Source organism: Streptantibioticus silvisoli (genome assembly GCF_027947535.2).
GTDB lineage: Bacteria > Actinomycetota > Actinomycetes > Streptomycetales > Streptomycetaceae > Streptantibioticus_C > Streptantibioticus_C silvisoli.
This window is the reverse complement of sequence record NZ_JAAGKO020000019.1, coordinates 36,551-62,819: the sequence shown is the minus strand read 5'-3', so window position 1 is coordinate 62,819 and position 26,269 is coordinate 36,551. Positions and strand designations below refer to the sequence as shown.

At 71.8% G+C, this 26,269-nt stretch carries 22 protein-coding genes; 13 read left to right on the top strand and 9 right to left on the bottom strand.

From position 1 onward, the window contains the following. Window positions 1-237: 237 nt before the first annotated feature. The 3 genes from POF43_RS14845 to POF43_RS14835 all read right to left on the bottom strand — a co-directional run bounded on the left by POF43_RS14845 (window position 238) and on the right by POF43_RS14835 (window position 4,136). Window positions 238-1,581, bottom strand: a complete 1,344-nt coding sequence (locus POF43_RS14845; protein ID WP_271312739.1) for an MFS transporter — start codon at window positions 1,579-1,581, stop codon at window positions 238-240. 109 nt (window positions 1,582-1,690) lie between these two features. Further along, complete coding sequence (locus POF43_RS14840; protein WP_271312738.1) at window positions 1,691-2,887, bottom strand: ATP-grasp domain-containing protein; 1,197 nt, start codon at window positions 2,885-2,887, stop codon at window positions 1,691-1,693. A 100-nt stretch (window positions 2,888-2,987) separates the two neighbouring features. Continuing rightward, window positions 2,988-4,136, bottom strand: coding sequence for an aminotransferase class I/II-fold pyridoxal phosphate-dependent enzyme (locus POF43_RS14835; protein ID WP_271312737.1), 1,149 nt, complete (start codon window positions 4,134-4,136; stop codon window positions 2,988-2,990). 390 nt (window positions 4,137-4,526) lie between these two features. Here POF43_RS14835 and POF43_RS14830 point away from each other — a divergent pair, with 390 nt between their 5' ends. The 10 genes from POF43_RS14830 to POF43_RS14785 all read left to right on the top strand — a co-directional run bounded on the left by POF43_RS14830 (window position 4,527) and on the right by POF43_RS14785 (window position 15,219). Further along, window positions 4,527-5,726: an ATP phosphoribosyltransferase regulatory subunit gene (locus POF43_RS14830; RefSeq protein WP_271312736.1), complete on the top strand. Its 1,200-nt coding sequence runs from the start codon at window positions 4,527-4,529 to the stop codon at window positions 5,724-5,726. Between the two features lie 4 nt (window positions 5,727-5,730). Then, window positions 5,731-7,032, top strand: a complete 1,302-nt coding sequence (locus POF43_RS14825; RefSeq protein ID WP_271312735.1) for a UDP binding domain-containing protein — start codon at window positions 5,731-5,733, stop codon at window positions 7,030-7,032. Between the two features lie 49 nt (window positions 7,033-7,081). Continuing rightward, window positions 7,082-8,002 carry an NAD-dependent epimerase/dehydratase family protein gene (locus POF43_RS14820; protein ID WP_271312734.1) on the top strand — a complete coding sequence of 307 codons (921 nt, stop codon included), beginning with the start codon at window positions 7,082-7,084 and terminating at the stop codon, window positions 8,000-8,002. Then, window positions 7,990-8,655, top strand: a complete 666-nt coding sequence (locus tag POF43_RS14815) for a PIG-L deacetylase family protein (RefSeq protein ID WP_271312733.1) — start codon at window positions 7,990-7,992, stop codon at window positions 8,653-8,655. The genes POF43_RS14820 and POF43_RS14815 overlap by 13 nt, the downstream gene beginning before the upstream one ends. A 96-nt stretch (window positions 8,656-8,751) precedes the next feature. Then, window positions 8,752-10,173: a pentapeptide repeat-containing protein gene (locus POF43_RS14810; RefSeq protein WP_271312732.1), complete on the top strand. Its 1,422-nt coding sequence runs from the start codon at window positions 8,752-8,754 to the stop codon at window positions 10,171-10,173. Then, window positions 10,160-10,900 carry a class I SAM-dependent methyltransferase gene (locus POF43_RS14805; RefSeq protein ID WP_271312731.1) on the top strand — a complete coding sequence of 247 codons (741 nt, stop codon included), beginning with the start codon at window positions 10,160-10,162 and terminating at the stop codon, window positions 10,898-10,900. The genes POF43_RS14810 and POF43_RS14805 overlap by 14 nt, the downstream gene beginning before the upstream one ends. After that, window positions 10,897-11,715: a sugar phosphate isomerase/epimerase family protein gene (locus POF43_RS14800; protein WP_271312730.1), complete on the top strand. Its 819-nt coding sequence runs from the start codon at window positions 10,897-10,899 to the stop codon at window positions 11,713-11,715. Before POF43_RS14805 ends, POF43_RS14800 begins: the two co-directional genes overlap by 4 nt. 54 nt (window positions 11,716-11,769) lie before the next feature. Further along, on the top strand, window positions 11,770-13,278 hold the full coding sequence (locus POF43_RS14795; protein ID WP_271312729.1) for a class I adenylate-forming enzyme family protein: 1,509 nt from the start codon (window positions 11,770-11,772) through the stop codon (window positions 13,276-13,278). A 58-nt stretch (window positions 13,279-13,336) separates the two neighbouring features. Further along, on the top strand, window positions 13,337-14,530 hold the full coding sequence (locus tag POF43_RS14790; RefSeq protein WP_271312728.1) for an acyltransferase: 1,194 nt from the start codon (window positions 13,337-13,339) through the stop codon (window positions 14,528-14,530). Then, window positions 14,527-15,219, top strand: a complete 693-nt coding sequence (locus POF43_RS14785; protein ID WP_271312727.1) for an aspartate/glutamate racemase family protein — start codon at window positions 14,527-14,529, stop codon at window positions 15,217-15,219. The genes POF43_RS14790 and POF43_RS14785 overlap by 4 nt, the downstream gene beginning before the upstream one ends. A gap of 5 nt (window positions 15,220-15,224) precedes the next feature. Here POF43_RS14785 and POF43_RS14780 read toward each other — a convergent pair whose 3' ends face one another. The 4 genes from POF43_RS14780 to POF43_RS14765 form a co-directional block, all read right to left on the bottom strand. Next, a complete protein-coding gene (locus POF43_RS14780; RefSeq protein WP_271312726.1) occupies window positions 15,225-17,027 on the bottom strand; it encodes an AfsR/SARP family transcriptional regulator in 1,803 nt (600 codons plus the stop codon). Window positions 17,028-17,391: 364 nt separating this feature from the next. Next, window positions 17,392-18,471, bottom strand: coding sequence for a S66 family peptidase (locus POF43_RS14775; protein WP_271312725.1), 1,080 nt, complete (start codon window positions 18,469-18,471; stop codon window positions 17,392-17,394). A gap of 91 nt (window positions 18,472-18,562) precedes the next feature. Then, on the bottom strand, window positions 18,563-19,855 hold the full coding sequence (gene hisS / locus POF43_RS14770; RefSeq protein WP_271312724.1) for a histidine--tRNA ligase: 1,293 nt from the start codon (window positions 19,853-19,855) through the stop codon (window positions 18,563-18,565). A 681-nt stretch (window positions 19,856-20,536) separates the two neighbouring features. Next, on the bottom strand, window positions 20,537-20,839 hold the full coding sequence (locus POF43_RS14765) for a response regulator transcription factor (protein ID WP_271312723.1): 303 nt from the start codon (window positions 20,837-20,839) through the stop codon (window positions 20,537-20,539). A gap of 1,252 nt (window positions 20,840-22,091) precedes the next feature. On the opposite strand from POF43_RS14765, the gene POF43_RS14760 reads away from it, so the two are divergent. Next, on the top strand, window positions 22,092-22,430 hold the full coding sequence (locus POF43_RS14760) for a helix-turn-helix domain-containing protein (protein ID WP_271312722.1): 339 nt from the start codon (window positions 22,092-22,094) through the stop codon (window positions 22,428-22,430). A 322-nt stretch (window positions 22,431-22,752) separates the two neighbouring features. On the opposite strand, the gene POF43_RS14755 is transcribed toward POF43_RS14760, so the two are convergent. Beyond that, window positions 22,753-22,884 carry a hypothetical protein gene (locus tag POF43_RS14755; RefSeq protein WP_271312721.1) on the bottom strand — a complete coding sequence of 44 codons (132 nt, stop codon included), beginning with the start codon at window positions 22,882-22,884 and terminating at the stop codon, window positions 22,753-22,755. A gap of 482 nt (window positions 22,885-23,366) precedes the next feature. Continuing rightward, complete coding sequence (locus POF43_RS14750; protein WP_271312720.1) at window positions 23,367-23,864, bottom strand: hypothetical protein; 498 nt, start codon at window positions 23,862-23,864, stop codon at window positions 23,367-23,369. A gap of 310 nt (window positions 23,865-24,174) precedes the next feature. Here POF43_RS14750 and POF43_RS14745 point away from each other — a divergent pair, with 310 nt between their 5' ends. Both POF43_RS14745 and POF43_RS14740 read left to right on the top strand, forming a co-directional pair. Further along, a complete protein-coding gene (locus tag POF43_RS14745; RefSeq protein ID WP_271312719.1) occupies window positions 24,175-25,050 on the top strand; it encodes a haloalkane dehalogenase in 876 nt (291 codons plus the stop codon). After that, the gene (locus POF43_RS14740) at window positions 25,047-25,886 is read left to right on the top strand and encodes an RNA polymerase sigma factor (RefSeq protein ID WP_271312718.1); all 840 of its coding nucleotides are present in this window, start codon (window positions 25,047-25,049) and stop codon (window positions 25,884-25,886) included. Before POF43_RS14745 ends, POF43_RS14740 begins: the two co-directional genes overlap by 4 nt. The last annotated feature ends 383 nt before the right edge of the window (window positions 25,887-26,269 follow it).

The following is a 26,269-nucleotide window of genomic DNA, read 5'->3' as shown; positions in this document are numbered from 1 at the left end:
CGCGACGACATGGTCAGCCTCCTCGAATCCTCACTGTCCCACCCCGTTGCCCCGCCACGTCGCGGCAAGACGTGACCCCGCAAGGAGCATCGGTTTACGTGCTTGCTTTCAGTGTCCACGCAACGGGGCCCTCCGGGGACGTACGGGGGGCGGGGCTGCCGTGCCCGCTCCCCGGGCTCCGGCCGACCGCGCGCGGGGCCGCCCGGAGCCGGGTGCTCACGGGTCACACCCGGCGGTTCACGGACGCGCCCCCGACCGCACGGTGCTCCGTCCGGTGACGGGCACCCGCGCCACGGCCGGAGCGGTGTCGGGCACCCGCACGGTACGTTCGCCGTAGCGGGGGCGACGGGTCGCCGCGGTCATCGCCGGACGGACGGCGAAGGCGCACGCGGCGAACAGGGCCGCGACCACCCACCAGCCCCAGCCGCCGGTGCGAATGGCCAGGAACGTGGTGGAAGCCGGGCCGATCATCTGGAACACGCTGTTCAGCATGCGGCTCGCCCCGGCGTACGCGCCCCGGCGGTCCGCAGGCGGCAGGTCGGTGTTGACGAACCACTGGGCAGCGGATATCCACAGCTCCGTCATCGTGGTGAGGACCACGGCCACGCCCAGCACGACCACGGTCAGCCAGCCGTGGGTCGCCCCGCTCAGGGCGAGGACCGGGCAGGCCGCGGCCATGGACCAGGCCGCACGCCGGGCCAGCCGCGCGGCGCCGGCGGTGGTCCCGGCGCCGCGGGTGGCCGGCACCTGCAAGGCCACCGCCATCACCGTGTTCAGCGCGACGAGCACGCCCAGCACCGGCTTCGGCACGTCGGTCATGGTGATCGCCCACAGCGGGATCACGTCGCTGAAGATGGTGACGTTGAGGATGCTCACCATGCTGAGCAGTGTCGCGAGCGCCAGGTACGGCCGGTCGCGCAGCACGCTCCACGGCCTCGGACGCGGCCGGTGGCCGGCCGGCCCGGTGGCGTGCGCGACCGGCATCCGTGCGACGTGGGCCGCGTTGACCAGCATGCCGACCGAGTTGGCCAGCACCAGAGCCAGCAGCGCGACCCGGGAATCGAGGGCCAGGACGGCCGTGCCGAGCCCGCTGCCGACGGTGAAGCCGACGTTCTTGTACGCGCGGACGAACGACAGCACCCGGACCCGGTCGCCGGCCGGCAGGGCGGCGACCGCGTAGAGGCCCTGCCCGGAGCCGGCGAGCAGCTGACCGACCGTGGCGACCGCCATCACCAGCAGGAACGACCAGAACCCGCTCGCGAACGGATAGGCACCGAACCCCGCGGCGGTCACCACCGCTCCGGCCAGCCAGACCCTCCTGCCGCCGAACCGGTCGGCGAGATGCCCGGCCGGCAGCGATCCGACCAGCCCCAGCAGACCGGCGAACGAGAAGCCCAGCCCGATCTGCGTCGCCGGCAGTCCTGTGTAGAGGCTGAAGAAGACCACACCGCCCGTGAGGTAGGTACCCCCACCCACCGCGGCAATCGCCGACTGCGTGCACAGCCGCCGGGGCAGGCCGGCCGGTGGCAGTACGCGCTGCGTCAGGGTCCACTGACCGGGGCGGACAAGCCGGTCGATCATGAAAACAACATCATCCTTACCGCGTTCGGTGGTTCGCCCCCTCGGCGGCTCGCCGGTCCCGGAGCCCCGGGACGGCCCCCTTCGGGCCGCGAGCCCCGCCGTCGGGAGGTCAGGCGTCGGTGTCCAGCTCGAACCGGTAGGCCGCCAGGACGCGTTCGATGTCCGTGGTGGCCTCCTCCGGGGACGTCGAGGCCAGGTAGACGTGGCCGGCGTAGGCGATGGACGACCGCGGCCGATCGAACAGGTCGCCCGGGCCGTAGCGCATGACCGCCTCGATCACGCCGGGCAGTTCCCTCAGGTCCTTCGCACTGCTGACGTGGTGAATCCGTCCGGGACGGGCGGGCAGCGTGAGCCAGCTGATCACGTCGGCGCGGGCCCCGCCCACCGGGCGCAGCGGGCGGTCCAGCGCGAGGTCGACCGCCCAGGCCCGCACGTCGATGCCGTACTGGTGGAACAGTGCCCGCGGCAGGCCGGCGCCGCCGGGCCGGGCGGCCACCTCGCCGACCATGAGGCCGTCGGGCGTGCCGAAGAACTCGCCGTGGGTGAAACCGTCGGTCTGCCCCAGCGCACGCAGGGAGGCGCGGTGCAGGTCGAGTACGGCGGCCGCGACCGGATCGGTGTCCGGCAGCAGCGTGGTGCCGCCCGTTGCTCCGAGTCCGGCGAGGAGCGGTGCCGGGTAGCGTCCCACGTGGGCGTAGACCTCCCGGCCACCGACGTGCAGGGCGTCGCAGTGGTACTCGGTGCGGACGTCGACGAAGGCCTCGACCACGAGGGAACCGCAGGCGCTCAGCGGGGCGAGGTGGCCCTCGGCGGCCAAGCGCTCCAGGTGCGCCGGTCCGTCGGCGCGCCACACGTTCTCGGTCCCTCCGCCGGCCGCCGGTTTGACCACGACGGGCCAGCCGATCAGTTCGGCCGCAGCGGGTACGGCGTCCAGGGAGGCGACCCGGGTGTTCGCGGCCACCGGCAGCCCAGCGGCTGCCAGCAGGCGTTTCATCAGCGTCTTGTCGGTGAAACGGACGGCCTCGCCGAGCCCGGCGCCCGGCAGGCCGAGCAGGTCGCGCAGAAAGGCCGCGGCCCGCATGCCTTCCTCCTGCACGGTCAGTACTGCGCCGGCCCCCGGATGGGCACGGGCCACGGCGGCGAGCGCAGCGTAGTCGTCCAACGACCGCACCGGGACCACCGGGTGGCCGTCGCCGCGCAGTCCGGCGTACGCCTCCGGAACCACCGACACGAAGTCCGTGTGGCCCGCGCGGACGAGCTCCTGCTCCAGTACCGGTGGGCCGACGGCGACGACCAGAACGGTCACTTGAAAACCTCCACGTCCTCAGAAAGCGGTCACGGCGTACGGCCGTGCGGTGTCGCCCCCGGCGGCGGCGCATCGCCGCACGGCCGGGGAGGGGCGCCGGTCACGGCGTCCGTCCGCGCGACGCCGGTGCCCGGTACGCGTCCGCGATGTCCCGCAGGCCGGACAGCCGGGCGACGGCGGTCCTCAGGGCCTCGTCGGTCTTGCAGAACGCGAAGCGCAGCAGATGCGCGCCGGACCGCGCGTCGGTGAAATAGGTACCGCCGGGAATGGCGACCACCTTGCCGTGACGGGCGAGCCAGTCGGCGTAGTCCGCGGCGTCGGTGACACCCAGACCGCTGGCGTCGGCCAGGACGAAGTAGCCGCCCTCCGGCCGGGTCACGGCGAAACCGGCCGCGGTGAGACCGGCACAGAGCAGGTCACGGCGACGTTCCATCGCGCCGCGCAGGTCCGCGAAGTAGGACGCCGGCAGGTTCAGTCCCGCCACCACCGCGGTCTGGAGCGGGCCCTGGGTGGCGAACGACAGGTATTGCTTGACGCGCGCCACCGCCCCCACCAGTTCGGCCGGCCCGCTCACCCAGCCCACCTTCCACCCGGTCGCGGAGAACGTCTTGGCGGCGGAACCGACGGTGAGCGTCCGGGAGCGCATTCCGGGCACGGCCGCCGGCGAGAGGTGCTCGCGGCCGTCGTACACGAGGTGTTCGTAGACCTCGTCGACCAGCACGATCAGATCGTGTGCCGCCGCCGTACGGGCGACCGCGTCGAGTTCCGGCCGGGTGAGGACGCGACCCGTCGGGTTGTTCGGCGTGTTGAGCAGGATCATGCGGGTGCGCGGTGAGACCGCCGCCGCGAGGCCCGCCTCGTCGAGCACGTAGTCCGGGCCGGTCAGCGGGACGGTCACCGGGACACCGCCGGCCATCGTGACGGCGGCCGGGTACGCGTCGTAGAACGGCTCGGGGAACACCACCTCGTCGCCCTCACCGACCAGGGCGAGGATCGCCGCGGTGAGTCCCTCGGTGGCACCCGCCGTGATCACCACCTCGGTCTCCGGGTCCACCTCGATCCCGCAGCGCAGCGCGAGGTCGGCGGAGACCGCGCGGCGCAGTTCCGGCAGACCGCGCACGGGCGGATATTGGTGATCCCCGTGGGATATGGCGTGGGATGCGGCGGCGAGCAGCGGCTCGGGCGGATTCCAGTCGGGAAAGCCCTGGCCGAGATTAACGGAGCCCGTACGCCGAGCCAGCGCGGACATTTCCGAATAGACCGAGTAAGGGCTTCCCGGCGTACGCCGCGCAGGCTGCATGAAGAGTCGCTCCCCGCTGTCGGGATCACATGAAGACGCAGACGCTATACCGGCACCTCAAAGGGCGTCAATGCGAGTTCGAGGTGGCCGGGGGAAGTGCTCCGCCGTCATCCGGGACGGCTGAACCCGCACTACAGGAGCGGCGTACATCGCGCGTACACGCGGCGCATCGCGGCGGGTGTACGGCGCGTTGACACGTCCGCTCTAGCGTTTTCGCCGACTGCGAGGAACCCGCGTCGAAGGCGAACGGGCCGGAGCAGGCGGCAGCGGATTCTCGCTGCCGACGGTCGAAGGACGTCGCTGAGGAGGTACGAGGACACTTTGAGGCGCCGCCTGGGAATGCTACCGCCCGGTTTCAAGGATGTGGTCGGCGAGGATGCTGAAAGAATAAACAGTGCAGAGGCTCTCTTTCTGGAAGTCGCATCGACTTTCGGGTATGCCCAGGTACGGAGCGCGCCCCTCTCGTATGTCAGCGATTATCTGACGTTCGGCTCGGCGGCGGCCGGGCGGATCTTCGACTTCGTCGACCGGGGCGGCCGCCACGTCGCGCTGACGGCCAACGCGCTCGTCGCGCTGCTGCGGGCGGTGTCGGGGGCGGACGCCCTCCGGCCCGCCGAGCCCACCCTGGTCGCCGCCGCCGTCACCGTCGCCCGCCATCAGCGCAAGCCCCTGCGCTCGTGGACGCAACTGGTGGCCACCATGTGCAACGAGCCGGACGAGTTCGCCGCCCAGCTCACCATGCTGCGGCTGTGGGCCGCGCTCCTCGCCGGCACGGGCTGCGTCGTGACGCTTCGCGACCACCGCGTCGTCGACACCCTCGCCGACGAATGCGGTCTCGGCGCCACGGAGGCCCGCGACATACTGCATCGCTGGCGCAAGGGGGAGGAACCGGCCGGCGACGCGGCCCAGTTGTGCGATCGGCTGAGCCGGCTGTCCAAGATCGACCACGACCAGCCGGTGACCGCGCAACTGCGGGAGGTCACCGCGCTGGAGCCGGCGCTGACCGGCAGGGGCGCCCAGGTCGACCGCGTCATGCGGTACCTGGACCGGGTCGGTCTGCCGTGCCGGCTCGACTGGAACCTGGCGGACGTCACCGAGTACCGCAGCGACCTCTGCTTCGAGATCACCGATCCCGGCGGACAGGTGGTGGCCGAGGGCGGCGGCTACCACGCGCTGGCCGGCGGCCTCGGCACCGGGGCTTCGACGTGCTGGAGCACGGCCGGGTCGGCCGAACGGATGGCGGCGCTGCTCGCGCCGTCCGGAACACCCATGGTCCACCTGCTGGACCTCCAGTGCGCCGACGACGACTTCTTCCTGGCCGCGGCGGCCGCGCTGCGCCGCAGCGGCTACCGGGTCCGGGAGCGCTGGGGCGTCACGCGGCTGGGCAACGTGCTGAGCCACCTGCCGGTGACCGACGAGTCCTGGTTCGCCGTCGTCGGCCCGCAGGAGTGCGCCGGCCGGACCCTGACCCTCCAGCACTCGGCCCGGACCGCCGCGCCGCGCCAACTGACCGTCCCCCTGACGAACGTTGAGGAGTGACTCCATGGACACCGACCGGACGCTGCAGGAGGCGGTACGGACGCGCTCGGCCCACATCGCGGTGTGGGGAGCCGGTTTCATCGGCCTGTCCGCGGCCGAGGCCTTCGTGGCCGCCGGCTTCCCCGTGGTGGTGATCGACGTGGACCGGGACCGGGTCGCGGCCGTCAACGCCGGCCGGGTTCCGCTGCCCGGATTCGAGGACCGCGTACACCTCGACCCCGACGCGCTCTCCAGCGGCCGGCTGACGGCCGTGCTCAGCGACAGCGCCGACTGGCACGCGGCGGACGTCCACATCATCTGCGTCAACACCGACCGTAACGGCGTACCGTTGACCGGCCCCCTCCACGACGTGCTCGCCCGCCTCGTCGCCGCGCGCGACGGCGCCAGGGAGTCGCTGGTGGTGCTGGAGAGCACGGTCAGCCCGTCCTGGCTCGCCGAGTCGGTCGGCCCGGCCTTCGCCGGGGACGACCGGGTACACCTGGCGACCGCGCCGCGGCGCGACTGGATGCTCTCGCCCGACATGAACGTGCGCACGCTTCCCCGCGTCGTGGGCGTGGCCGCCGAACGCTCCCGCGGTCTGCTCGCAGACCTCTACGCGCCGGTGACCGAGCAGGTCCACTTCGCCCGCGACTGGATCCACGCCGCGCTCACCAAGCCCGTCGAGAACCTCTTCCGGTACGTCGACCTGGTCCTCGCGAACCAGCTGCGCGACGCGTACCCGGACCTCGACATGACGGAGGTCCTGCGGCTGGCCGGCACCAAGTGGAACGTGCCGACCTACCACCCGTCCCTGGGAATCGGGGGCTACTGCATCCCGCTCAGCCCGCACTTCGCGGTCGACCGGTCCGCGGCGGACGCCCTGCCCATGGTGCGCTCCGCGATGGAGTGGAACGCCGGGTACGCCGACCTCCTCGCGGAGTGGGTGATGTCCGCCGGCCCGGGCCCGTACGGGATCCTCGGCATCAGCTACACCCCGGACGTCCGGATCGCCGAGGGGTCGCCCGGGCTCGCGCTGGCCGCGGCACTGCGACGGCGCGGCGCGGAAACCCTGGTGCACGACCCGTACTTCACCGCCGACGAGGTGCGGACGATGAGCGGCGGAGCCGGCCCGCTCGACTTCCCCGGCGGGGTCGGCACGCTCGGGACCTTGATCGTCGTCACCGCGCACCGCGCCTACGCCGCACTGCCCGAGGTCGTTCGCGACGCGGACAAGCCGCCCGTCGTCATCGACAACATGGGGTCCTTCCGCTCGGAACTGGCCGACGGTCCGGCCAGGTATCTCGAAATCGGCGCCCAGCCGTCCTGATGCCTCGTCGCCTTTCCCGGACGACCTTCTCAGAAAAGAAGAGGATCAATTGAAGACGATCGTGACCGGTGGAAGCGGATTCCTCGGAAGCACCATCGCGCAGTACCTGCTCGACGAGGGCCACGAGGTGGTCCAGGTCGACCTGCTGCCGCCCGGCAGCAAGGGTCTGCTGGTGGACGCCGAGCACGTGCGCGGGGACGTCCGCGACACCGACCTGATGGCGAAGGTCTTCGCCGGCGCCGACGAGGTCTACCACCTCGCCGGCGTCCTCGGCACGGCCGAGCTCCAGGAGACCACCCACGAGGCCATCGACATCAACATCGGCGGCACGGTGACGGTGTTCGAACAGGCCACGGCGGCCGGCGTGCCGCGCGTGTTCTATCCGGGCAAGCCGAACGTCTGGCTCAACACCTACACCGTCACCAAGAGCGCGGCCGAGCAGTTCGCGGCCATGTTCAACGCGGCCGGCGGTGACACCCGCATCATGTCGCTCCGCCTGTTCAACGCGTACGGCCCGGGGCAGGCCCTGCTGCCCATCCGCAAGATCGTCCCCGCTTTCGCCGCCCAGGCGAAGCTCGGGTACCCCATCGAGATCTGGGGCGACGGCGAGCAGATCGTCGACATGGTCTTCTCGCGCGATTTGGCCGACCAGACCGTCCGCTTCACCCGCGCCGAACGGACCGACGTCCTGCCGGACTGCGGCAGCGGCGTCCCGATCTCGGTGAACGACGTGTGCGCCGCGGTCAACGCGTACTTCGGCAACACCGCCGGAGTCCGCCACCTGCCGATGCGACCCGGGGAGACGCCGCACACGGTGCTCACCGCGGACATCACCGACCTGACCACCGTGCTCGGTGATCTCCGCCTCTCCGACTGGCAGGCGTCACTGGCCGAGTCCCTGGACTGGTACGGCCGCCTGGACGAGAGCGTGCTGGCCAAGGCCGAGGCGTTCTACGGGTGGCGGCATTGACCGCCACCGGCCGGCGGGTGCTCGCCGTCGTCGCGCATCCCGACGACGCCGAGATCGCGGCGGGCGGCACGCTGGCGGTCCTGGCCGACGCCGGCGCCGAGGTGATGACGCTGGTGCTGGCGATGCCCGAGGCCCCGCCGGGGGCGCACGAGCGCCGCGCCGCAGCGGAGCAGGCCGCCGAGGTGCTCGGCTGCACGCTGCGATGGGCGGCCGACGGAGTCCACCGACAGGTGTCCGAACTGGGCGAGGTCCGCGCGGTGGCCCTGATCGACGAGGTGGTCGGGGAGTTCGCCCCGAGTCTGGTCATCACCCACTGGGACGGTGACAGCCACGCCGACCACGTCGTCACCGCGCGCGCGGTGCAGGCGGCCGGACGCAACGCCCGGTACGACCTGTACCAGTTCCGGCCCGGCGAGATCCGCACGCCGGCGTTCGCCCGTTTCCGGCCGACGGCGTTCGTCGACATCGGCGCGGTCGCCGACCGCAAGTCGGCCGCCCTCGCGCCCTACGCGAAAAGCCGCCCCGGGTTCCGGCCGCTGGACCTCGACGCCATCGAGCGGGTCGACGCGATGCACGGAGCGATGGCCGGCTGCGAACGCGCCGAGGGCTTCGCCGTGGCCCGCCAGTCCGGCATCGGCGGGTGGACCGGATGACCGCCGTCCTGCCCGGGCGGCACGCGCCCGGCCCTCTCCTGTCCCACGCCGGCCCCCACACCGGCCACCGCTCCGGCCCGACCGGGAGGCACCGTCATGGCTGATCAGGAACATGTCGACATCCTCGCCAAGCTGAACATGGCCGAGGACCGCACCCAGACGCTGGAGGACGTGGCCGCACTGACCCGCGCGCTGCTCGCGAGCACCGGCCGCGGTCTGCAGCTCAGCGAGGCCGACCTCAGCAACTGGGACCTGTCCGGCGCCGACCTGACCGGTGCGACGCTCAACCGCGCGACGCTGCACGGCACCAGACTGCGGTCCGCCACGCTCGACCGGTGCACGATGATCTGCCCCGGCATGGAGCGGACCGACCTGACCGGCGCGAGCGTGCGTGACGCCTATGTCCACGCCCTGGCCGCACAGACCTGCAAACTGGACGGGGTCGATTTCCGGGGCATGCGCGACGGCACCGGCAGCCTGTTCCACGGCTGCTCGATGCGCGGCACGAAGCTCACCGGCGCCCACCTCGCCGGCTGCTCGTTCTACCAGTGCGACCTCGAAGACGCCGAACTGGCCGAGAGCAACCTGCAAGGGACGCTGATCAACGAGTGCATCCTGCGCGGCACGGTGCTGCACGGGGCCCAGGTCGATCAGCTGGTGATCACCAAGTCCGACCTCGCCGGCCTCGGCCTGCGCCGGGCCGGCGGCGAGGGGCTGACCCTGCAACGGGCCGTCGGGGCCGACGACCTCGACCTGACCGACGCGAACCTGCCCCGGTTGCGGATGGCCGGCATCCGCGGCGAACGAATCCGTGCGGTCGGCCTGCACGCGACCGACCTCGACGTGCTCGACTGCGTCCTGCCGGGGATCGACCTGACCCGCGCGGCGCTCGCCGGCGTCCGGATCCGGTCGAGCGCCCTGCCCGGCGCACTGCTGAACGGCGCCACCCTGGTCGGAGGCTCGATCAGCGCCTCCAGCCTGGTCGGCAGCCGATGGGAACTGGCGCAGGCGGAGAACCTGCACGTCTTCGAATCGGCGCTCGCCGAGGCCGGAATGCGCGGACTGACCGCGCGGTGCGCCGTCTTCCGCGACGTCGACCTGCACGGTGCCGATCTGTCCGAGGCGAACCTCTACCGGGCCATGCTCACCGGCGACCCGCCCCGCGGCATGTCGCTGCGCGGCGCCTCGCTCAGCGGCGCCATCCTGGTACAGGCCTACCTCGCCGCTGATCTGCACGGGGCCGACCTGACCGGGGTGAACGCGGCCTACAGCCGGTTCAGCCAGTCCGACCTGACCGGTGCCGACGTGACCGGCGCCGCGCTGTTCCAGTCGGCGTGGGTCAAGGTCGACTGCGGCGGCCTGCGGATCGACGGTGTGAAGCCGCCGTTCTTCGTCGACCGCTGCCCCGGACTGACCGAGGCCCTGGCGAAGACCGGGACGCCGTCGGCGACCGTGCTGCTCAGCTTCATCCGCCGTTTCGCCGACGCGCTGAAGGGCGAGGACCATGGATCGACCTGATCTGCGCGACGCCTGGGCCGGTGGGGGCCCGCGCAGCGTCGACCGGAACGTCTTGGCCGAACGGGGCGCGCCGGAGAAGCCCTACTTCGCCGCCGTGGCCGCCGTGGCCGGGGCGTCGATCGCCGGCAGACCCGGCGCGCGGGTCCTGGACATCGGCTGCTCGGCGGGCGCCTTCGTGGCGTACCTGTCGCGCGAGCGGCCGAACCTGAGGTGCACCGGCGTCGATCTGCTGGCGCCGGTGGTGGAGGCGGCCCGGGCGAACGTGCCCGGCGCCGACTTCGCGGTCGCCGACCTGCTCGACGCGGCGACCCTGCCGACCGGCTTCGACGTGACGACCATGCTCGGCATCCACTCGCTCTTCGATGACCCGGGCTGCTGGATCGAACCCGCGCTGTCCACGCTGCGCCCGGGAGGCCGGCTGGTGGCCTTCGGACTCTTCAACGACGAGCCGGTGGACGTGCTCGTGCGGATGCGCGACAGCAGGCCGGACGCGTCCGGCGACTGGCAGACCGGCTGGACGACCTGGTCGAAGCGGACGGTCGAGCAGCACCTGCTGCGGTCAGGGCTGAGCTGGACGTGGCACGCCTACGCGCTCGACCGCCGGGTCGAGCGCTGGTCGCCCGACCCGTTGCACAGCTGGACGGTCGACGTGGACGGCGAGGCGGCCACGGTCAACGGCGGCCGCCTGCTCCACAGCCACGCGATCCTGGAGGTGACAGCGCCGTGACCGCGCGGCTGGGGGTCTCCACGAGCGTCCTGTCCGACAAGGAGGACCTGGACGGACTGCTCGGATACCGGCCCGACGTGGTCGAGTTCTACAACTACCCCAGCACGGCGATCGAGGCGATCACCGGGTTCTGCCGGCGGCACGGCATCCAGCCGGCCCTGCACTGCCCGACCCCGTACGACGAGCGGACACCGCTGACCCGGTACGCGCCCACCGGGCCGGACCCGGCGGAGGCCCGGCTCGCCCTCGACCTCGCGCTGGGCACGGTGGACCTGGCCGCGCGCATCGGCGCCGCACACGTCGTGGTGCACTTCCCGAGCCCGTATCCGCCCTACCCGCGGGCCGGGTTCGCGGCGGCCGGTGCCGCGTTCCTCGGTCCGCTGCAGGAACGGGCACGTGACGCGGGGGTGCCGGTACTCCTGGAGAACCTGACGCCGAACCCGCTGCTGCGGGCACCCGCCGACTACGCGCGGCTGCTCGCGGAGTACCCCCTCCTCGGCTTCTGCCTGGACGTCGGGCACGCGCACCGGCTCGGCGGCCCGGACAGGGTGGCCGAGTTTTTGGAGACGCTCGGCCCGCGCATCCGCAGCCTGCATTTCTACGGGGTGTCCCGGACCGCGCGTCCACCGGACCGCCGGCCGGCGTCGGCCGGGGCGCCCGGCCCGGGCCCGCTCGACCTGGCCGGGGTGCTGGCACACGCCCGGGCGGTCGCCCGCCCGGACGTGGTGGTCCTGGAACACGGTCCGGTGGACGCCGAAACGGCGGCCGCCAGCGCCCGTTGGGTCCGCGCGCGACTCGAAGAGCACGAGCACTGACACTCCGTCGGGCCGGAGCGGCACGCAGGCGCCGGTCCGGAAAGGAACACACCAGTGGAACTGCCCCCCGAGCACCGTCTCGAACGTTTCGTCCTCGCGGCCGGCGAGCGCTATGGCGGCGAGGTCGCGATCCGTGCCGCGGACGGCGAGACGACCTACGCCGCCCTCGCCGAAGCGACCGCGGAGAACGGCCGCCGGCTCACCGGCGTCCGCGGCCGTGCGGTCCTCGTGGCGGTCGGCAACACCCGTGACGACTTGGCCGCCATCGCCGGCGTCTGGGCCGCGGGCGGCGTCGCGGTGCCGGTCGCCCGGTCCTCGCCGCTGCCCGTGATGCGCGAGATCGCCGACCGTACCGGGAGCGAGGTCCTCGTCACGGGCGGCCCGTTGCCGGCCGAATGGCGGGGAGCCCTCGGCGCGGGCCCGGTGCACGCGATCCTGCGGGACACCGCCTTGAAGGTCCCCGCCGAACTGGACCGGAACCAGGCATTCGTGGCGTTCACTTCCGGCTCGACCGGGCGTTCCAAGGGCGTGGTGGTGCCCCATCGTGCCTTCGCCGAGAAGCTCGCCGCCATCCAGTCGGTGCTGCCGTTCGCGCCGGGCGAGACCACGCTCCAGCCCCTGCAACTGCACTTCGCGTTCTGTCACTGGACGTCCCTGCTGACGCTCGCCACCGGCGGCACCGTCCACCTGGTGGAGCGCTTCGCGGCCCGGCAGGTGCTGGAGAACCTCGCGCGACCGGTGGCCAGGATCCCCGTGGTGCCCACGATGCTCCGGCTGATACTGCGCGAGGTTCAGGAGGCGCCGGACGGCGCGGACCTGGCTGCGGCCTGCGCGGCGGCGGGCTCTCCGACCACGTGGATCGCCGGCGGGGAACCGCTGCCGAGCGGACTCGGGCGCCGGTTCCGGGAGCTGTTCCCGCACGCGGGGATCGCCGACGTGTTCGGGCTCAGCGAGACGTCGACCTCGGACTTCATCCTCACCCCCGACCGGTACGACGCGTGCGCCGGTACCCTCGGCGACCGGCCGTCGCCCGGCGTCGAAGCACGCGTGGCGAGGCCGGACGGCAGCACGTGCGGCGAGGGCGAGCCGGGCGAACTGCTGCTGCGCACGCCCTACCTGATGACGGGTTACCTAGACGACCCGGAGACCACCGCGGCCGCCATGTCCGGCTCCTGGTTCCGCACCGGCGACCTGGCCGAGTGGACACCGCAGGGCCGGCTGCGCCTGGTGGGCCGGACGAAGAACCTGATCGTACGCGGCGGCATCAAGGTGGCGCCCCTGGAGATCGAGGCGGTCTACAGCGGCTACCCGGGATGCCACGGCGCCCTGGCGGTCGGGCTCGCCGATCCGGTCCTCGGCGAACGGATCCACCTGATCATGGCGGTCACCGGAGAGTCGCCCGACATCTCGGCGCTGCGCGACTGGGGACGGCGGCACCTGGACCGGGGCAAGCTGCCCGACGTCGTGCACCGGGTGGACAGCCTGCCCCTCGGCCGCACCGGAAAAGTGGACCGGGTCTGTGGCCACGACCTGGTGAGGCAGCGGACGGCGCAGGACCGTTAGAAGCTCGCCCCCGCGCCGGGACGCCGGCGTCCCGACCGACCATCACAACGGAGCAGCCATGCAACCACCGACCTTCGCCGAGCCGCCGCCCGCGTTCGACCCGACCGCCCTGCCGCCGTCGTGCCGGATCGGCAAAAACGTGCGGATCTTCGCCCACAGCGTCGTCGTCGGTGACGAGGTGACGTTCGGCGACGACGTCACGATCGTCGCCGATACCGTGGAGATCGGCGCCCGCACGTCGATCGGCCGGGGCGCGGACCTGCGCGCGTCGGCCCTGCGCCTGGGCGACGGGTGCGAGATCCACCGCGACGTCCGGGTACTGGCCGCCGACCGTTTCGCCGTGGGTGACGTCGGGCGGATCTGTGCCGGCGTCGACGTACTGTGCCGGGACTTCCGGGCCGGCCGCCTCTTCTACTTCGGCGAGGGCGGAACGGTGGGGATGGGCGGCACCACCACCTCGACCGCGACCGTCGTGATCGGCGACCGGGTGACGATCTCGCAGTTCGCCATCCTCAACTCCAACTGCCTCATCGAGATCGGCGACAACGTCGGGACCGGCTCGTACCTGGCCGTCTGGACGCACGGCTACCACTTCGGGCACGGCCCGCTGGAGGGCACCCGGCCGGCGTACGCCCCGGTCCAAGTGGCCCGCAACGCCTGGCTGGGCTTCCACGTGACCTTGCTGCCGGGGGTCCACGTGGGCGAGAACACCGTGGTCGCGGCCGCCTCGGTGGTGACCGGTGACCTGCCCGCCGACGTGCTGGCCGGTGGCGTCCCGGCCAAGGTCAAGCGACAGCTCGACCGGCGGCCGGTGACCGGGGAGCCAGCCCGGGACGCACTCGTCGAGGTGCTCCGGATCTGGGCCGGGGAACTTCGCTGGAAGGGCTGCCGGGTGATCGCCGCCGACTACGACTCCCCGAGGGCGGAGCTGCTGGTGCGCGACCCCGGCGGCACCCGGACCACACGTGTGGTGCTGGTGTGCGACGCGGCGCCGCTGCCGGTGCCCGCCGCGGACGAGACGCTGATCATCGTCAGTGTGGAGGACCGGCCGGACCTGGCGCCGGCCGCGACCGGATCGGTGACGGCCTTCGGGCTGCGCACCGGCGCCCTCCACGGCCTGCCCGACGCACTCGGTGAGGACCTGCGCAACCAGCTGCGCCGGCACGCCATGCCGTGCGGCGACACCCGGCCGTTCGTCTCGATCGACCCGCCCGGGTTCGGTCGGCTGCGGGCCGCGGCGGTGGCACGATGAGGACGATTGGGCTGCTCGGCGGGATGAGCTGGCCGTCCACCATCACCTACTACCGCGGCATCAACGAAGGGGTCAACGCCCGGCTCGGCGGCTCGCACTCGGCTCGCATCCTGATCTGGTCGGACGACTACGCCCTCACCGAGCGGCAGCAACTGGCCGGGGAATGGACGGCGGCGGGCGACCGGCTGGCCGGGGCGGCCGTGGCCCTCCAGGAAGCGGGCGCCGATCTGATCGGCATCGCCTGCAACACCATGCACGAGGTGGCGCCGGCCGTGCGGTCGGCGCTGCGCGTACCACTCGTCGACCTGGTGGAGGTGAACGCGGCGCGCGCGGCCGGACTCGGCGTCACCCGGGTGGGCCTGCTAGGGACGCCGATCACCATGCGGATGGCGGCGTACCGGGAGCGGTTCGCAGCGCGATCGATCGACCTGACCCTGCCCGGCGAGGACGATCAGGAGATCGTGCGACGGGCGATCTACGACGAGCTGTGCCACGGAGTGGTGCGGCCGGAGACCGGAGCGGCGATCCACCGCGTCATCGGGCGGATGGTGGCCGATGGCGCCGAAGGCATCGTGCTCGCCTGCACCGAGTTCAACCTGGTGGTGGACACGGCGGCGTGCGGCGTTCCGGTGCTGGACACCACGCTGGTGCACCTGGAGGCCCTGGTGGCGGCGGCCCTCGACGAGTGACGTCCCTATGGGCCGGCGCCCTCGCGGGTGCCGGAGCCGTGCCGCAGAGCGGCGTACTCGCCGACCAGGTCGTGGAAGGTGTACCGGCCCGGGGCCCGGGCCACGACGAGGTGCGCGTCGGCCAGCCGGGCCAGGCCGGCCGACGCGTCGTCGAGCGGCACACCGGCCACGGCCGCGGCGGTCTCCGCGGTGAAGTCCGGCCCGGCCACCAGGCTCAGCCTCCGGAAGACCAACTGGGTCGTCGCGTCAAGGATCGCGTAGGAGCTGTCGAACATCAGCCGCAGGGTGAATTCGTCCTCGACGTCGCTCAGACCGACCAGCCGGTACCCCGGGCGCAGCTCGGCCACGTAGTCCGTGATGCTCCGGCCGGGCTGGTCGGTGAGATTCGCGGCGGCCATGCGCAGGGCCAGCGGAAGGCAGCCGCACGCGCGCACCAGGGCGGCGGACGCGTCCGGTTCGGCGTCGATCCGGGCCGGGGTCAGCATCCGCCGCAGCAGCCCGACGGCCGTTCCGGTGGGGAGCGGGCCCAGGGCGATCCGGCGTACCGCGTGGTGCGCGAGGAGCCCGGACAGCCGGCGCCGGCTGGTGATGACGGCGAGGCTGCCCGGCCGGCCGGGCAGCAGCATGCGTACCTGTGACGCGGAGCGGGCGTCGTCGAGCACCACCAGCATGCGGCGCCCGGCCAGCATCGACCGGTACCGGGCGGCTGCCTCGTCAACGTCACTGGGTATCTGGTCGGCCGGCATCCCGAGGGCACGCAGCAGGCGGGCCAGCGCGTCGATCGGTTCGGCCGGACCGGTGGTGCTGAACCCGTGCAGCGCCACGAAGAGCTGGCCGTCGGGGAACCGGTCGGCGGCCGTGTGCCCCCAGTGGACCGCGAGCGCGCTCTTGCCGACGCCGGCCGGGCCCACGACCGCGACGGCGAGCTCGCCGGAGTACGTGTCGAGAAGAGCCGTCTCGGCGGTGCGGCCGGTGAAGTCGGCCACCGAGGCGGGCAGTTCGGCGGGCTTGCCCAGGGGCTCGGGGCGCCGTCGTCCCGGCGGCTTCCCACCGGCGGTCCGCGGCAGCCGGAGGGATTCGTCCTGGCGCAGGATCGACCGCTCCAGAGCGCGCAGCTCGTGGCCGGGTTCCAGGCCGAGTTCGCCGGCCAGGATCCGCCGCGCCCGGGCGAGGACCGCGAGCGCGTCGGCGGTCCGGCCGCACCGGTGGAGCGCGAGCATCTGCTGGGCGTAGAAGGCCTCCTGGTAGGGATGGGCCGTCACCAGCCTCGTCAGCTCCGGTACCACGTCGCTGTGCCGGCCGAGCGCGAGGTCCGCGTCGATGCGCCGTTGAAGGGTTAACAGGTGCCGCTCCGTCAGCGCGGTGACCTCGGCCGTCAGCGCCGGTTCGGCGGCCAGCTCCGCGAACGGCACGCCCCGCCACAGGCCGAGCGCCTCGCCCAACAGGTCGCGGGCGGTGTCCGGCCGGCCGGCGGTCAAAGCGTCCTCGCCTGCGGTGGCGAGTTCGGTGAAGCGCCGGGCGTCGACGGAGACGTCGTCCAGACGCATCCGCACGCCGGTACCGCCGAGCCGCACGATCCGGTCGCCGCCGAGCGCCGACCGCAGCCGGTAGAGGTGCTGGCGCAGGTTGGCCGCGGCGGACACCGGGGGCAGCTCGCCCCAGAGGGCGTCGGTCAGGGTGCCGGCGTGCACGGGCGTACCGTCGGCAGTGAGCAGGATGGCCAGGAGCAACCGCTGCTTCCGGGAGGCGATCTCGACGGGCCGACCGGCCATGGTGATCACGAACTGGCCGAGTATCCCGACTTCCATGCTGGTTCTCCTTGCACGAGCTGGTGTGCTGTGACCCCAATTCCCGGAAGAGGGGGAAAGTGGCTTGCGTCAGAGTAGTTGATGTTGTTGCACTCACTGCTTCGCAGGTGGTCGGGCCGCGGCGACCCCCCACGAAAGCGGCGGTGTCGGGTGGGGCGGGCGAAGCCCCCGGGCGCGCGCCGAGGAGATTTCGTGCGCGTCGAGTCCGGTGCGGTCGAGGGGGAACGCCTCATGTGCGGACGTCGCGCCGGGGCATGCGGTGTTCGCGTCGTCCGCCCCGGGGCCGACGGTGTTCCGGGGCGGACGGACGCGGGTTGCGCGGGCGGGGACCGGCCGTACCGGTCCCGGGGGGTTTCGCCCGCCGTCAGTAGGTGACGACGATCTTCCGGCGGGGGCCGTCCACCCTGATCCGTCCGCCGCACGGGAGGACGACCTGGGGGTCCGTGTGACCGAAGTCGACGTTGAACACGGCCATGGAGTCCGGCGCGTATTCCGACAGGGCACGCAGCACCGCAGCCCGCTGGTCCCTGCGGAACCGCGCCTTCTCCGGTGCGCCGAGCCTGTGCGCGCGTGACCAGGTCTTGGGCCGCCCCACCAGGACGGCGGAGAACTGCCCCAGGATCCCTCTTTCTCCCAGGCTTCGCAGAATGACGTACACGCTCTCGGCACTGGGCATGGAATCGGCGGTCTCCATGAAGAAGACCCCGCCCGCGTAGTCCGCCGCGTCACCGATCGCCAGGTTCGCCATCAGCAGCCAGGACACGATCTCCAGGTCCCCGCCCCAGCCGGCGCCCTCGACCACGCCGTGGGGGTTGTGCCAGAACCAGGGGTCGGCGGGTTCCGCGGGGGGCTCGGTCGCGAAGGTCGCCGGGTCCGTCCAGGGACCGGAGGTCTCGCTGAACGCGCCGACCTCCGGGAGTTCGTACTCTCCCGCGCCGAACAGGGCGGCCCGCAGGGAGTGCGCGGTCACCGGGTGAAGGGCGCCCGGTCTGCCGTACTGGGTCATCACCATGCCGCCGTGGTAACTGACGATGCCCAGCGCGCGCAGGAACAACAACAGGTTGGTGTTGTCGCTGTACCCGAAGAACGGCTTCGGGTTGGCCCGGATCAGGTCGCGGTCCAGATGCCGCAGGACGGTGATCTGCTCCCAGCCGCCGACGCTGGCGATCAGCGCCTTGATCCGCGGGTCGGCGAACGCGGCGTTGACGTCCCGCGCCCGCGCCTGCGCGTCGGCTCCGGTGCCCCGGGTGGTGGGGTATTCCACCGGCCGCAGACCGAAGTCCTCCCGCAGCCGGCGCAGCCCGAGTTCATAGGGCAGCGGCAGGTCGCCGGGCAGGCCGCGCGACGGTGAGACGACGGCGACCTCGTCGCCCGGACAGGGCTTCGGCGGCCGGACGGCCGGCGCCGTACGGGGGCGGGACGCCCGCCCGGGGGGCTGGGGCACTAGTGCCTCCCGGCCCCGGTGCGGCCGGACGGCGCGAACGTCCCCGGACCGCCCGTGGGTACGGGCGGTCCGGGGACGGAGGGAGCCGGACTCAGCACCGCAGGAGCTTGTTGACCTCGGCCACGACGTCGGCGGCGCTCACCTCGGTCTGCTCGTGGGACGTCAGGTCGCGCACCGCGACCATGCCCCGTTCCCATTCGTCCGGTGCGATGATGACCGCGACCCGGGCCCCCGAGGCGTCCGAACGTGCCAATTCCTTGCTCAGCTTGCGCGGCTCCAGCGGGGTGGAAACCCGGGTACCCGACTGCCGCAGGTCGTGGGCCACGATCCGGGAGTCCGTCGCCAGGTCCGGGCTGAGCGGGATCACGACGACGTCCACTTCGGCCCGCGGGGTCGGCAGCAGCCCGTGCCCCTCCAGGAAGTCGTGGAGGGTGACGTCGCCCATGCCGAACCCGATGCCCGGGATCCGCTTCGTGGTGAAGAGGCCGGCCAGGTCCTCGTAGCGCCCGCCGCCGAAGAGCGAACGGTTGTTCTTCGGATGCTGGTCGAAGACCTCGAAGACCGTTCCCGTGTAGTACTGGAGGCCGCGCACGATGAAGGGGTCGAAGGTGATCAGGTCGGCGGCGCTGCTCTTCAGGACCCGCGCCAGCATGGACCGCTCGCGAGCCTCGTCGGAGACCCGCTCCAGGACGGCCGACCCGCTGTTGAGTACGTCGTCGAGGAGACCGAACTGCTTCTCGTCGATCCCGAGGGCGCCGGCATCGGCGACGAGTTGCTCGGGTGAGGACTTCGCCCAGCGGTCGATCAGCGACGTGGTCGCCTGCAGCCGGTCGGCGGGAACCCCGACCACATCGGTCAGGATGCTCTCCAGCAGCGCGCGGTCGCCCACGCGCAGCACCCACATGTCCCGGGTGGCGCCGACCGCGGACATCATGTCGTGAATGAGCTCGAAGATCTCGATCTCACAGTTGACGCTGTCGGACCCGAAGATGTCGACGTTGATCTGCAGGTGCTCACGCATCCTGCCGCGCTGCGGGCGCTCGTAGCGGTGGCAGATGACGTGGCTGTACCACCGGACGGGGAATTGCAGCTGCCCGGCGTTGCCGGCGATCATCCGGGCCACGGACGGGGTCATCTCCGGCCGGAGGGCGAGCCGGCGGTCTCCCCGGTCGGTGAGGGAGTAGAGCTGCTGATCGGCGATCTCCTGGCCGGACTTCGCCTCGTAAATCTCGGCGGATTCCAGGATGGGGCCGTCGTAACGGACGAAGCCGAAGCGCTCGATCGCGTCGTAGAGCCGATGGAAGACCTGTTGCCGCACGGACATCTCTGACGGGAGAAAGTCCCTCGTCCCGCGATACGGAGTTGTCGGCAGCAAGCGTCCCACCAGAAAGGCCCTTCCAAGGAGGTGCGATAGGTGTCCGTGCGGGAAAGCCGAAACTATCCGGCACGTGAAGCCACGTCAGCCTACAGGCACCCCGGGCGGCGCGGTGCCCCACAGGGCGGCGCCGCCCCGCCGTGCGGGGCGCGGCGCTCCTCGGGGGCGCGCGGGACAGTCCCGTGGCGCACCGCCGCGCGGCGCGCGGCCGGTCCCCCGGCGCCAGCGCATGCCGCGCGACCCCGGGCGCAGGCCCGGCCCGTCGTCCGGCCGGAACGTGGGCGGGGCCGGGAACGGGACACCTCCGACGTGAAGGACCCGGGGCGTGGCCCCCGTGCGGCGCCCGGCCGCCGCGTCCCGGGGCGGGCCATTCGCTTTTCGGGTGAGGAAAGCCGTACGCCTGATATCGGTCGGTGGATGCGGTGTTCTGCCGCCGCGTACGCGGCGGCGGTTCCTGAAAAGGCAATAACCCGCAGTGCGCGCCGCGGTCGGCGGCGGTCCGAAATTTCGGCGCGGTGGGCCGGAGTTGCACCGGGACGCGGAATGCCGCTGTCGCCGGCTTCGGTGAGGGCGACGTGTTCGGCGGCCGTGGCACTGAACCGTCTTCGCCGCGAATCGGCCGTGCGTCGTGGCCGCCCGTCCTGCTCCGCGCGTTCCACGGGACGGAGCCCCGGGACCGGCCACGGGTGCCTACGGCCGGTGCGGGCCCCGGGCCGTTGTCGGCGCGTGCCGGGACGGCATCGGGACCGAGGGGTCGATCAGGCCCAGTTCGACCGCCCGGTTGGCCGCCTCGACGCGACAGCGGGCCCCGAGTTCGCAGAAGACGCTGTGCATGTGCCGCTTCACGATGCTCTCCGCGATGTCCAGGCACCGGGCGATCTGGTAGTTGCTCATGCCCTGCGTCGCGCGGCCGATCACCTCGCGCTCGTGCGGCGAGAGCGCCCCGGCCGCCGGGGGCGCGATCAGACCGTCCGCCGACAGCAGTATCGTCACCTCGCTCCCGTCGGCCGCCCAAGGCCGCGCGCACGGCGGCGCACACCGCCCGGTGGGTGACCGCCTTCGACGGGAAGCTCCGGGCAGAGCGGCACCAGCGACTGCGTCAGGCCGGTCCGCCGCGCTGGGTGCGCACCAGGATGCGCACGTCCGGCAGGATCTGCCGCAACTGGCGGATCGTGGACAGCGGGTGGTGGCGCCCGGCATGTCGACGTCGAGCAGGACGACGTCCGGCCGGTGCCCGGCGGCGAGCCGCAGCGTCTCGGTCACGGTGCCGGCGGGGCCGACGACGCCCAACCCCTTCTCCGTGCCCAGGAGTTCGGCCAGCGCGTTGCAGATCGAGTCACCCCTGATCTCTGGATCGACATGACCTGATACCGCAACTGGCTGCCCCGGGGCTTGTGCTCCGCTTGCGGTCCACCAACCCGACGCCGACCGTCCGCTCCCGCCCTCACCCCTTGGGGCTCGATTACCGCACCGCCAGACACGCGGAAATCTATGGCGGCCGGAGTAGACATTGAGCGGTGGGGTGGTTATGGTTTCTCTCGTAGCCGAGATCGACAGGGCCTGGCAGAGACGAACTGCCGGCCAGCAGTACAAGGCAGTACAAGAAGGTGCAGTTCGCAGGACGGTGCGGTGGCGGAGTTTCGAAGCCAGGGTTGTTGCAGGACGGCGACGGGACTGGCGACCGGACCGGGTGGCCCGCAGTGATCAGGGGCCGCCGTGAGCAGGACCGCGGTTGACGCGGTGGCAGTACCGGCAAGTGCGGTTCGCAGTACCCAGCAGTGAAGTCAGTGGGCAGCACCTCGGTGAAGGCGTCGGCTGCGGACGCGCGCACCGGGAGGTTCGGCAGTGGGGTTCCAAGCCAGAGCAGACGCACGACGGGCGACGGGGCTGGCTGCCGAAGGGTGACGCTTACCCAGGTCACAGCAGTTCGCATCACCGGCAGTGAGCAGTACCAGCAGGATGAAGTCCCTTCAGTAAGTGCCGACCAAGAGGGAAGAACGGAGGAACCGAGCGCCATCAGGATCGCCCGGGCGGACGACTTGAGCCCGGGTACCGCAGGACATCGATAGTGAGGTGGTCTCCGGTCGAGCAACCGCGATCCCCGCGCCCCCTGCCAGCCCCCCGGCGGCGGTGCGGACACAGTAGGCCGGCGCAGTACCAGGGCCGGCAGATGGTGTAGCAGTTCCTTCGGGGCCCTGGTGCCAATGGCACCAGGGCCCCTCCACGCGTCCCCGGAGAGGAACAGATGACAGCAGACGACTCCTATGGCCGTCTCGACGATGACGACTACCCCGCCTACACCATGGGCAGGGCCGCCGAGATGCTCAACACGACCCAGGGCTTCCTGCGCGCCATCGGCGAGGCCCGCCTCATCACCCCGCTGCGCTCCGCCGGCGGCCACCGCCGCTACTCCCGCTACCAACTGCGCATCGCGGCCCGCGCCCGCGAACTCGTCGACCAGGGCACCCCCATCGACGCCGCCTGCCGCATCGTCATCCTCGAAGACCAGCTCGAACAGGCCCAGCGCATCAACACCGAACACCACAAGGCCACCGAGCCGGGCAGCACCACGACCGCGGCCTGACACTGCCCGGAACGCCGACGTTCCGGGCCACTCTGCTTTCTGTCTGTGCAACGGTCCGGCCACTCCCCCGCCCGGACTGTGTACAGAACACGGGCCGGCAGCACGAAGGTCCTGACCCGGCCGGAGATCAGGACCTTTGGATGTCCCCGAGAAGGTGACGCGGCCCCGTTGCCGGGCGGGTACCGACACCGCAGACTGCGCAGGGCTCAACGAGCCCGCTTCCCGCTCGCCCCCTGGGTCAGCTGCTCCACCGTCCGGTAGTAGACCGTCGAGACGTCCGGCCGCTCACTAAAGGCGTCCAGCCGCTGGCGCTGGGCGGTCCTCACCGATAGGGCACCCCGGCGGCGGACAGCGCGTCCAGGACAGCCAGGCGCGCGAAGGTGCAGCACATCCCCCGTTCCTTCAACACCTCGCAGTGGCGGGTGCGGACCGGGGTGGTGGCGGACGAGTTCACGACACCGACTGACATCCGTACGGCGGGGCAAGCAGCCCTCCCGGACACCGGGCGCAAACACGCGGCTGCTCTCCGCGTTTGACTGATCAGACCGCGATCCCAGCCGCACGGCGCCGACTCGGCCAGCAGCGTGACCGACGCTGCGCCGGACCGCATCCGGCCACGACTCCGGGAAGGGGAGTTCACCGTGAGCAGGCAGGCCGTCGTCTACGTCCAGCAGGCCCGGCCTCGCTCCCCAGCGGAGCTCGCCCGCCCGCACCCGCACTCGGCCTTCCTCACGGCGTACTCCCGCATCTGCGACGACTGGCGCAAGCACAACCGGAAGAAGGCCGCCACGTCGTCGTGGTCCGCAGGCAAGGGCGTGGCGAACCAGCACCGCCGCAGCAACAGGAACGCCACTCGACACGGCGCGGTGATCGTCCACAGGTACACCGACAACGACCTGCCGGCCTCGAAAGCGGGGCGTCGTGCGCACCGACTTTCTAGATCAGTACGTCGGCCACCAATGTCGCCAGCAGCGCGACCATCTCGGACAACCGCTTCTGCATGGATGCCGGCTGACGTTCCGCGGCGAGTTCACGGACCTCGTCGAGTTCCGCCAGCAGCGTGGCGAGCATCGGAGTCGGCGGGGTGAACAGGTACTCGTGCCGCAGGCACACCAACCGCTCCTCCAGCGCGTCAAGTTGTGCGGGCGTCACGGTTCCGCGAGCGCGGGTGCGGTCCAGCTGCTTGCGTGCTTCCTCCGCCAACCGTTCGATCGAGTTGGCCGGCACCGGCACCCGGTGCGTCTCCGGACGGGCGTTCCCCGTCATGGGAGCCGGCTGGTTGATGTTCTTGTAGTCGCCGGTGAAGCCGAGGCCTTGGGCGTTGTTGCTGTACAGCCGGCACAGCAGGTCGATGGTGCCGGCCCGGGGAGGGCGCTCGGGCCGTGTTTCCCACAGCCCGAGTTGGTCCTCGTCCAGCTTCGGGGCGTTCGGCATCCCGTCCGTCAGGCGCTGCGCCTCCGCGACCGTGGCGCGGAGCGTCCACCGGCCGGGGACCCGGAGCCCGCTCCGGCCAGGGCGACAACGACGGCTCGATCAACGCCCACAGGTCATCGTCCACGATCCACGGCCGCATGCTCATGCCATGCACACGGCTGGATCAGCACACCGGTCACTGCCCCCGCCAGGCCAGCCCTACGAAATTTTGTCACGTGCTCTGAGGGAATTCTGCGTTGACGCGGTCACAGTGGACGACAGCGCGTGTCCAACCGAGTGAGAAGAGCTTTCACGAGGAAGGATCCGCGTCATGGCCAACATCAAGGTGCTCGATTCGTTCATGAGCTACCGCGACGCCGGCACCGGCGACATCCCGGTGGTGTTTCTGCATGGCAACCCCGTCTCGTCGTACGTGTGGCGGAACGTGATTCCGCACGTGTCGGGCCAGACCCGGTGCCTGGCGCCGGACCTGATCGGCATGGGCGAGTCCGGCAAGCCCGATCTCGCTTACCGTCTTGCCGACCACGTCCGCTACCTCGACGCCTGGTTCGATGCGATGAGCCTGGACGACGCGGTGCTGGTGGGCCATGACTGGGGAGGCACGCTCGCGATGGACTGGGCAGCTCGGCATCCCGGGCGGGTCCGGGGCATCGCGGTGGCCGAGACGTTCCTGCGGCCGGTGCGCTCGGAAGAACTCGCGCCCCCGGTCGCCGGGCTGTTCCGCGCGTACCGCTCACCCGAGGGTGAAAAGATGGTCATGGAGGACAACATGGTCGTCGAGGTCAACCTGGCCCGCGGTGTGGCGGGTGGGCTGGCAGCGGTCGATCTCGACGTCTACCGGGCGCCGTTCCTCGAGCCAGCCTCGCGGAAGCCGATGCTGGCCTGGACGCGCGAGTTCCCGCTCGACGGCGAGCCCGCCGAGGTGGTTGAGGTGATTCTCGGCTGCGGTCGCTGGATGGCCGGGACTCCCGGGGTGCCGAAGCTGATCATGGCTGTGGAGGGCGGCGTGGGACTGGGGTCGCCCGAGGTGGTCGGCTGGGCTGCGGAGAGCTTCGCCGGTGTCGAAGTCGTATCTGTCGGGCCGGGCGGCCACCAGATACCTGAGGACCAGCCTGCGGCGATGGGAGCGGCCATCGCGGACTGGCTGCGTCGGCACGCGCTGGTCACGCAGGCGGCGAGGCCGTGAGCGCGGAGGCGGACGAAGCCGAACTGGTAGCGCGGGCCGTCGACGGCGACAAGGCAGCCCTGGAGAAGGTGGTCCGCCTCCTACAGGATTCGCTCTACCGGCTGGCGCTGCGGATGACGTGGCGGCCGGCCGATGCCGAGGACGCGACTCAGGAGATCCTGATCCGGGTCGTGACGCGGCTGGCGTCCTGGCGCGGCGAGGCGCAGCTGCTGACCTGGGCGTACCGGATCGGCGTCAACTACCTGCTCAACCTTCGCCGCAAGACCCCGCGGGAGGCGCAGCAGCTCAGCCTTGACGAGTTCCGGGCCGACCTGGCCGACGGGCTGGCGGACGTCGACTACCAGGGCCCGGAGGCCGCGGTGCTGGCCGAGGAGGTGCGGCTGTCCTGCACCCAGTCGATGCTGCAGTGCCTGGAGCGCGGCGAGCGGGTGGCCTTCGTGCTCGGCGACATCTTCGAGCTCTCATCAACGGATGCGGCTTGGATACTCGAAACCAGCCCGGCGGCGTACCGCAAACGGCTGCAGAGGGCGCGGCACCGGATCCGCGCGTTCATGGAGTCCACGTGCGGTCTCGTGAACCCTGAAGCGTTCTGCCGCTGCGCCCGGCGGGTACCGAAAGCGGTCGCCACCAGCCGCATCAACCAGCGCATGCCATCGTTCACCGCACATCCGGTCAGCCCGTCGGGTCGCGGCGTGGCAGAAGCCGCAGCCCAGCTCCACCGCCTGCACGACACCGCTGCCGTCCTGCGGGCGCACCCGGACTATGCCGCACCGCAGGCCAAGGTCGACGCCATCGTGGCGCTGCTCCGGTCCGGACGGTTTCCGTTGCTGGAATGACCTGCAGATGCCGAGGCCGTGAACGGGAAAGTGGCTTGATTAAGGTAAAGCTGCTGAAGCACCAACCGCCGACGGCGAGCGATTCGCACGTGACGCCTACCCTCAACATGATGCTGGTCCCGCCCTGACGGACGGGCGGGTGGCCAAGCACCCACAAGGTGGCCACGTAGATGCGGTCCCTGCACGGCCTGTCCTCCGCGGACCAGGGGCGTCGGCCGGCGCGGGGAGGCCCCGCTGGTGGTCGAACTCGATCTTCTGCCCGTTGACGAACTCCACGCGGTCCCGCCGCACGATCGCGAACGGCGCCGACTGCTGGGGGGAACCGTGGTGTACATCCCAGCTGCCAGGTCGGGTTGTGCGAAGAGTTGTCGAAGCACGGGGCC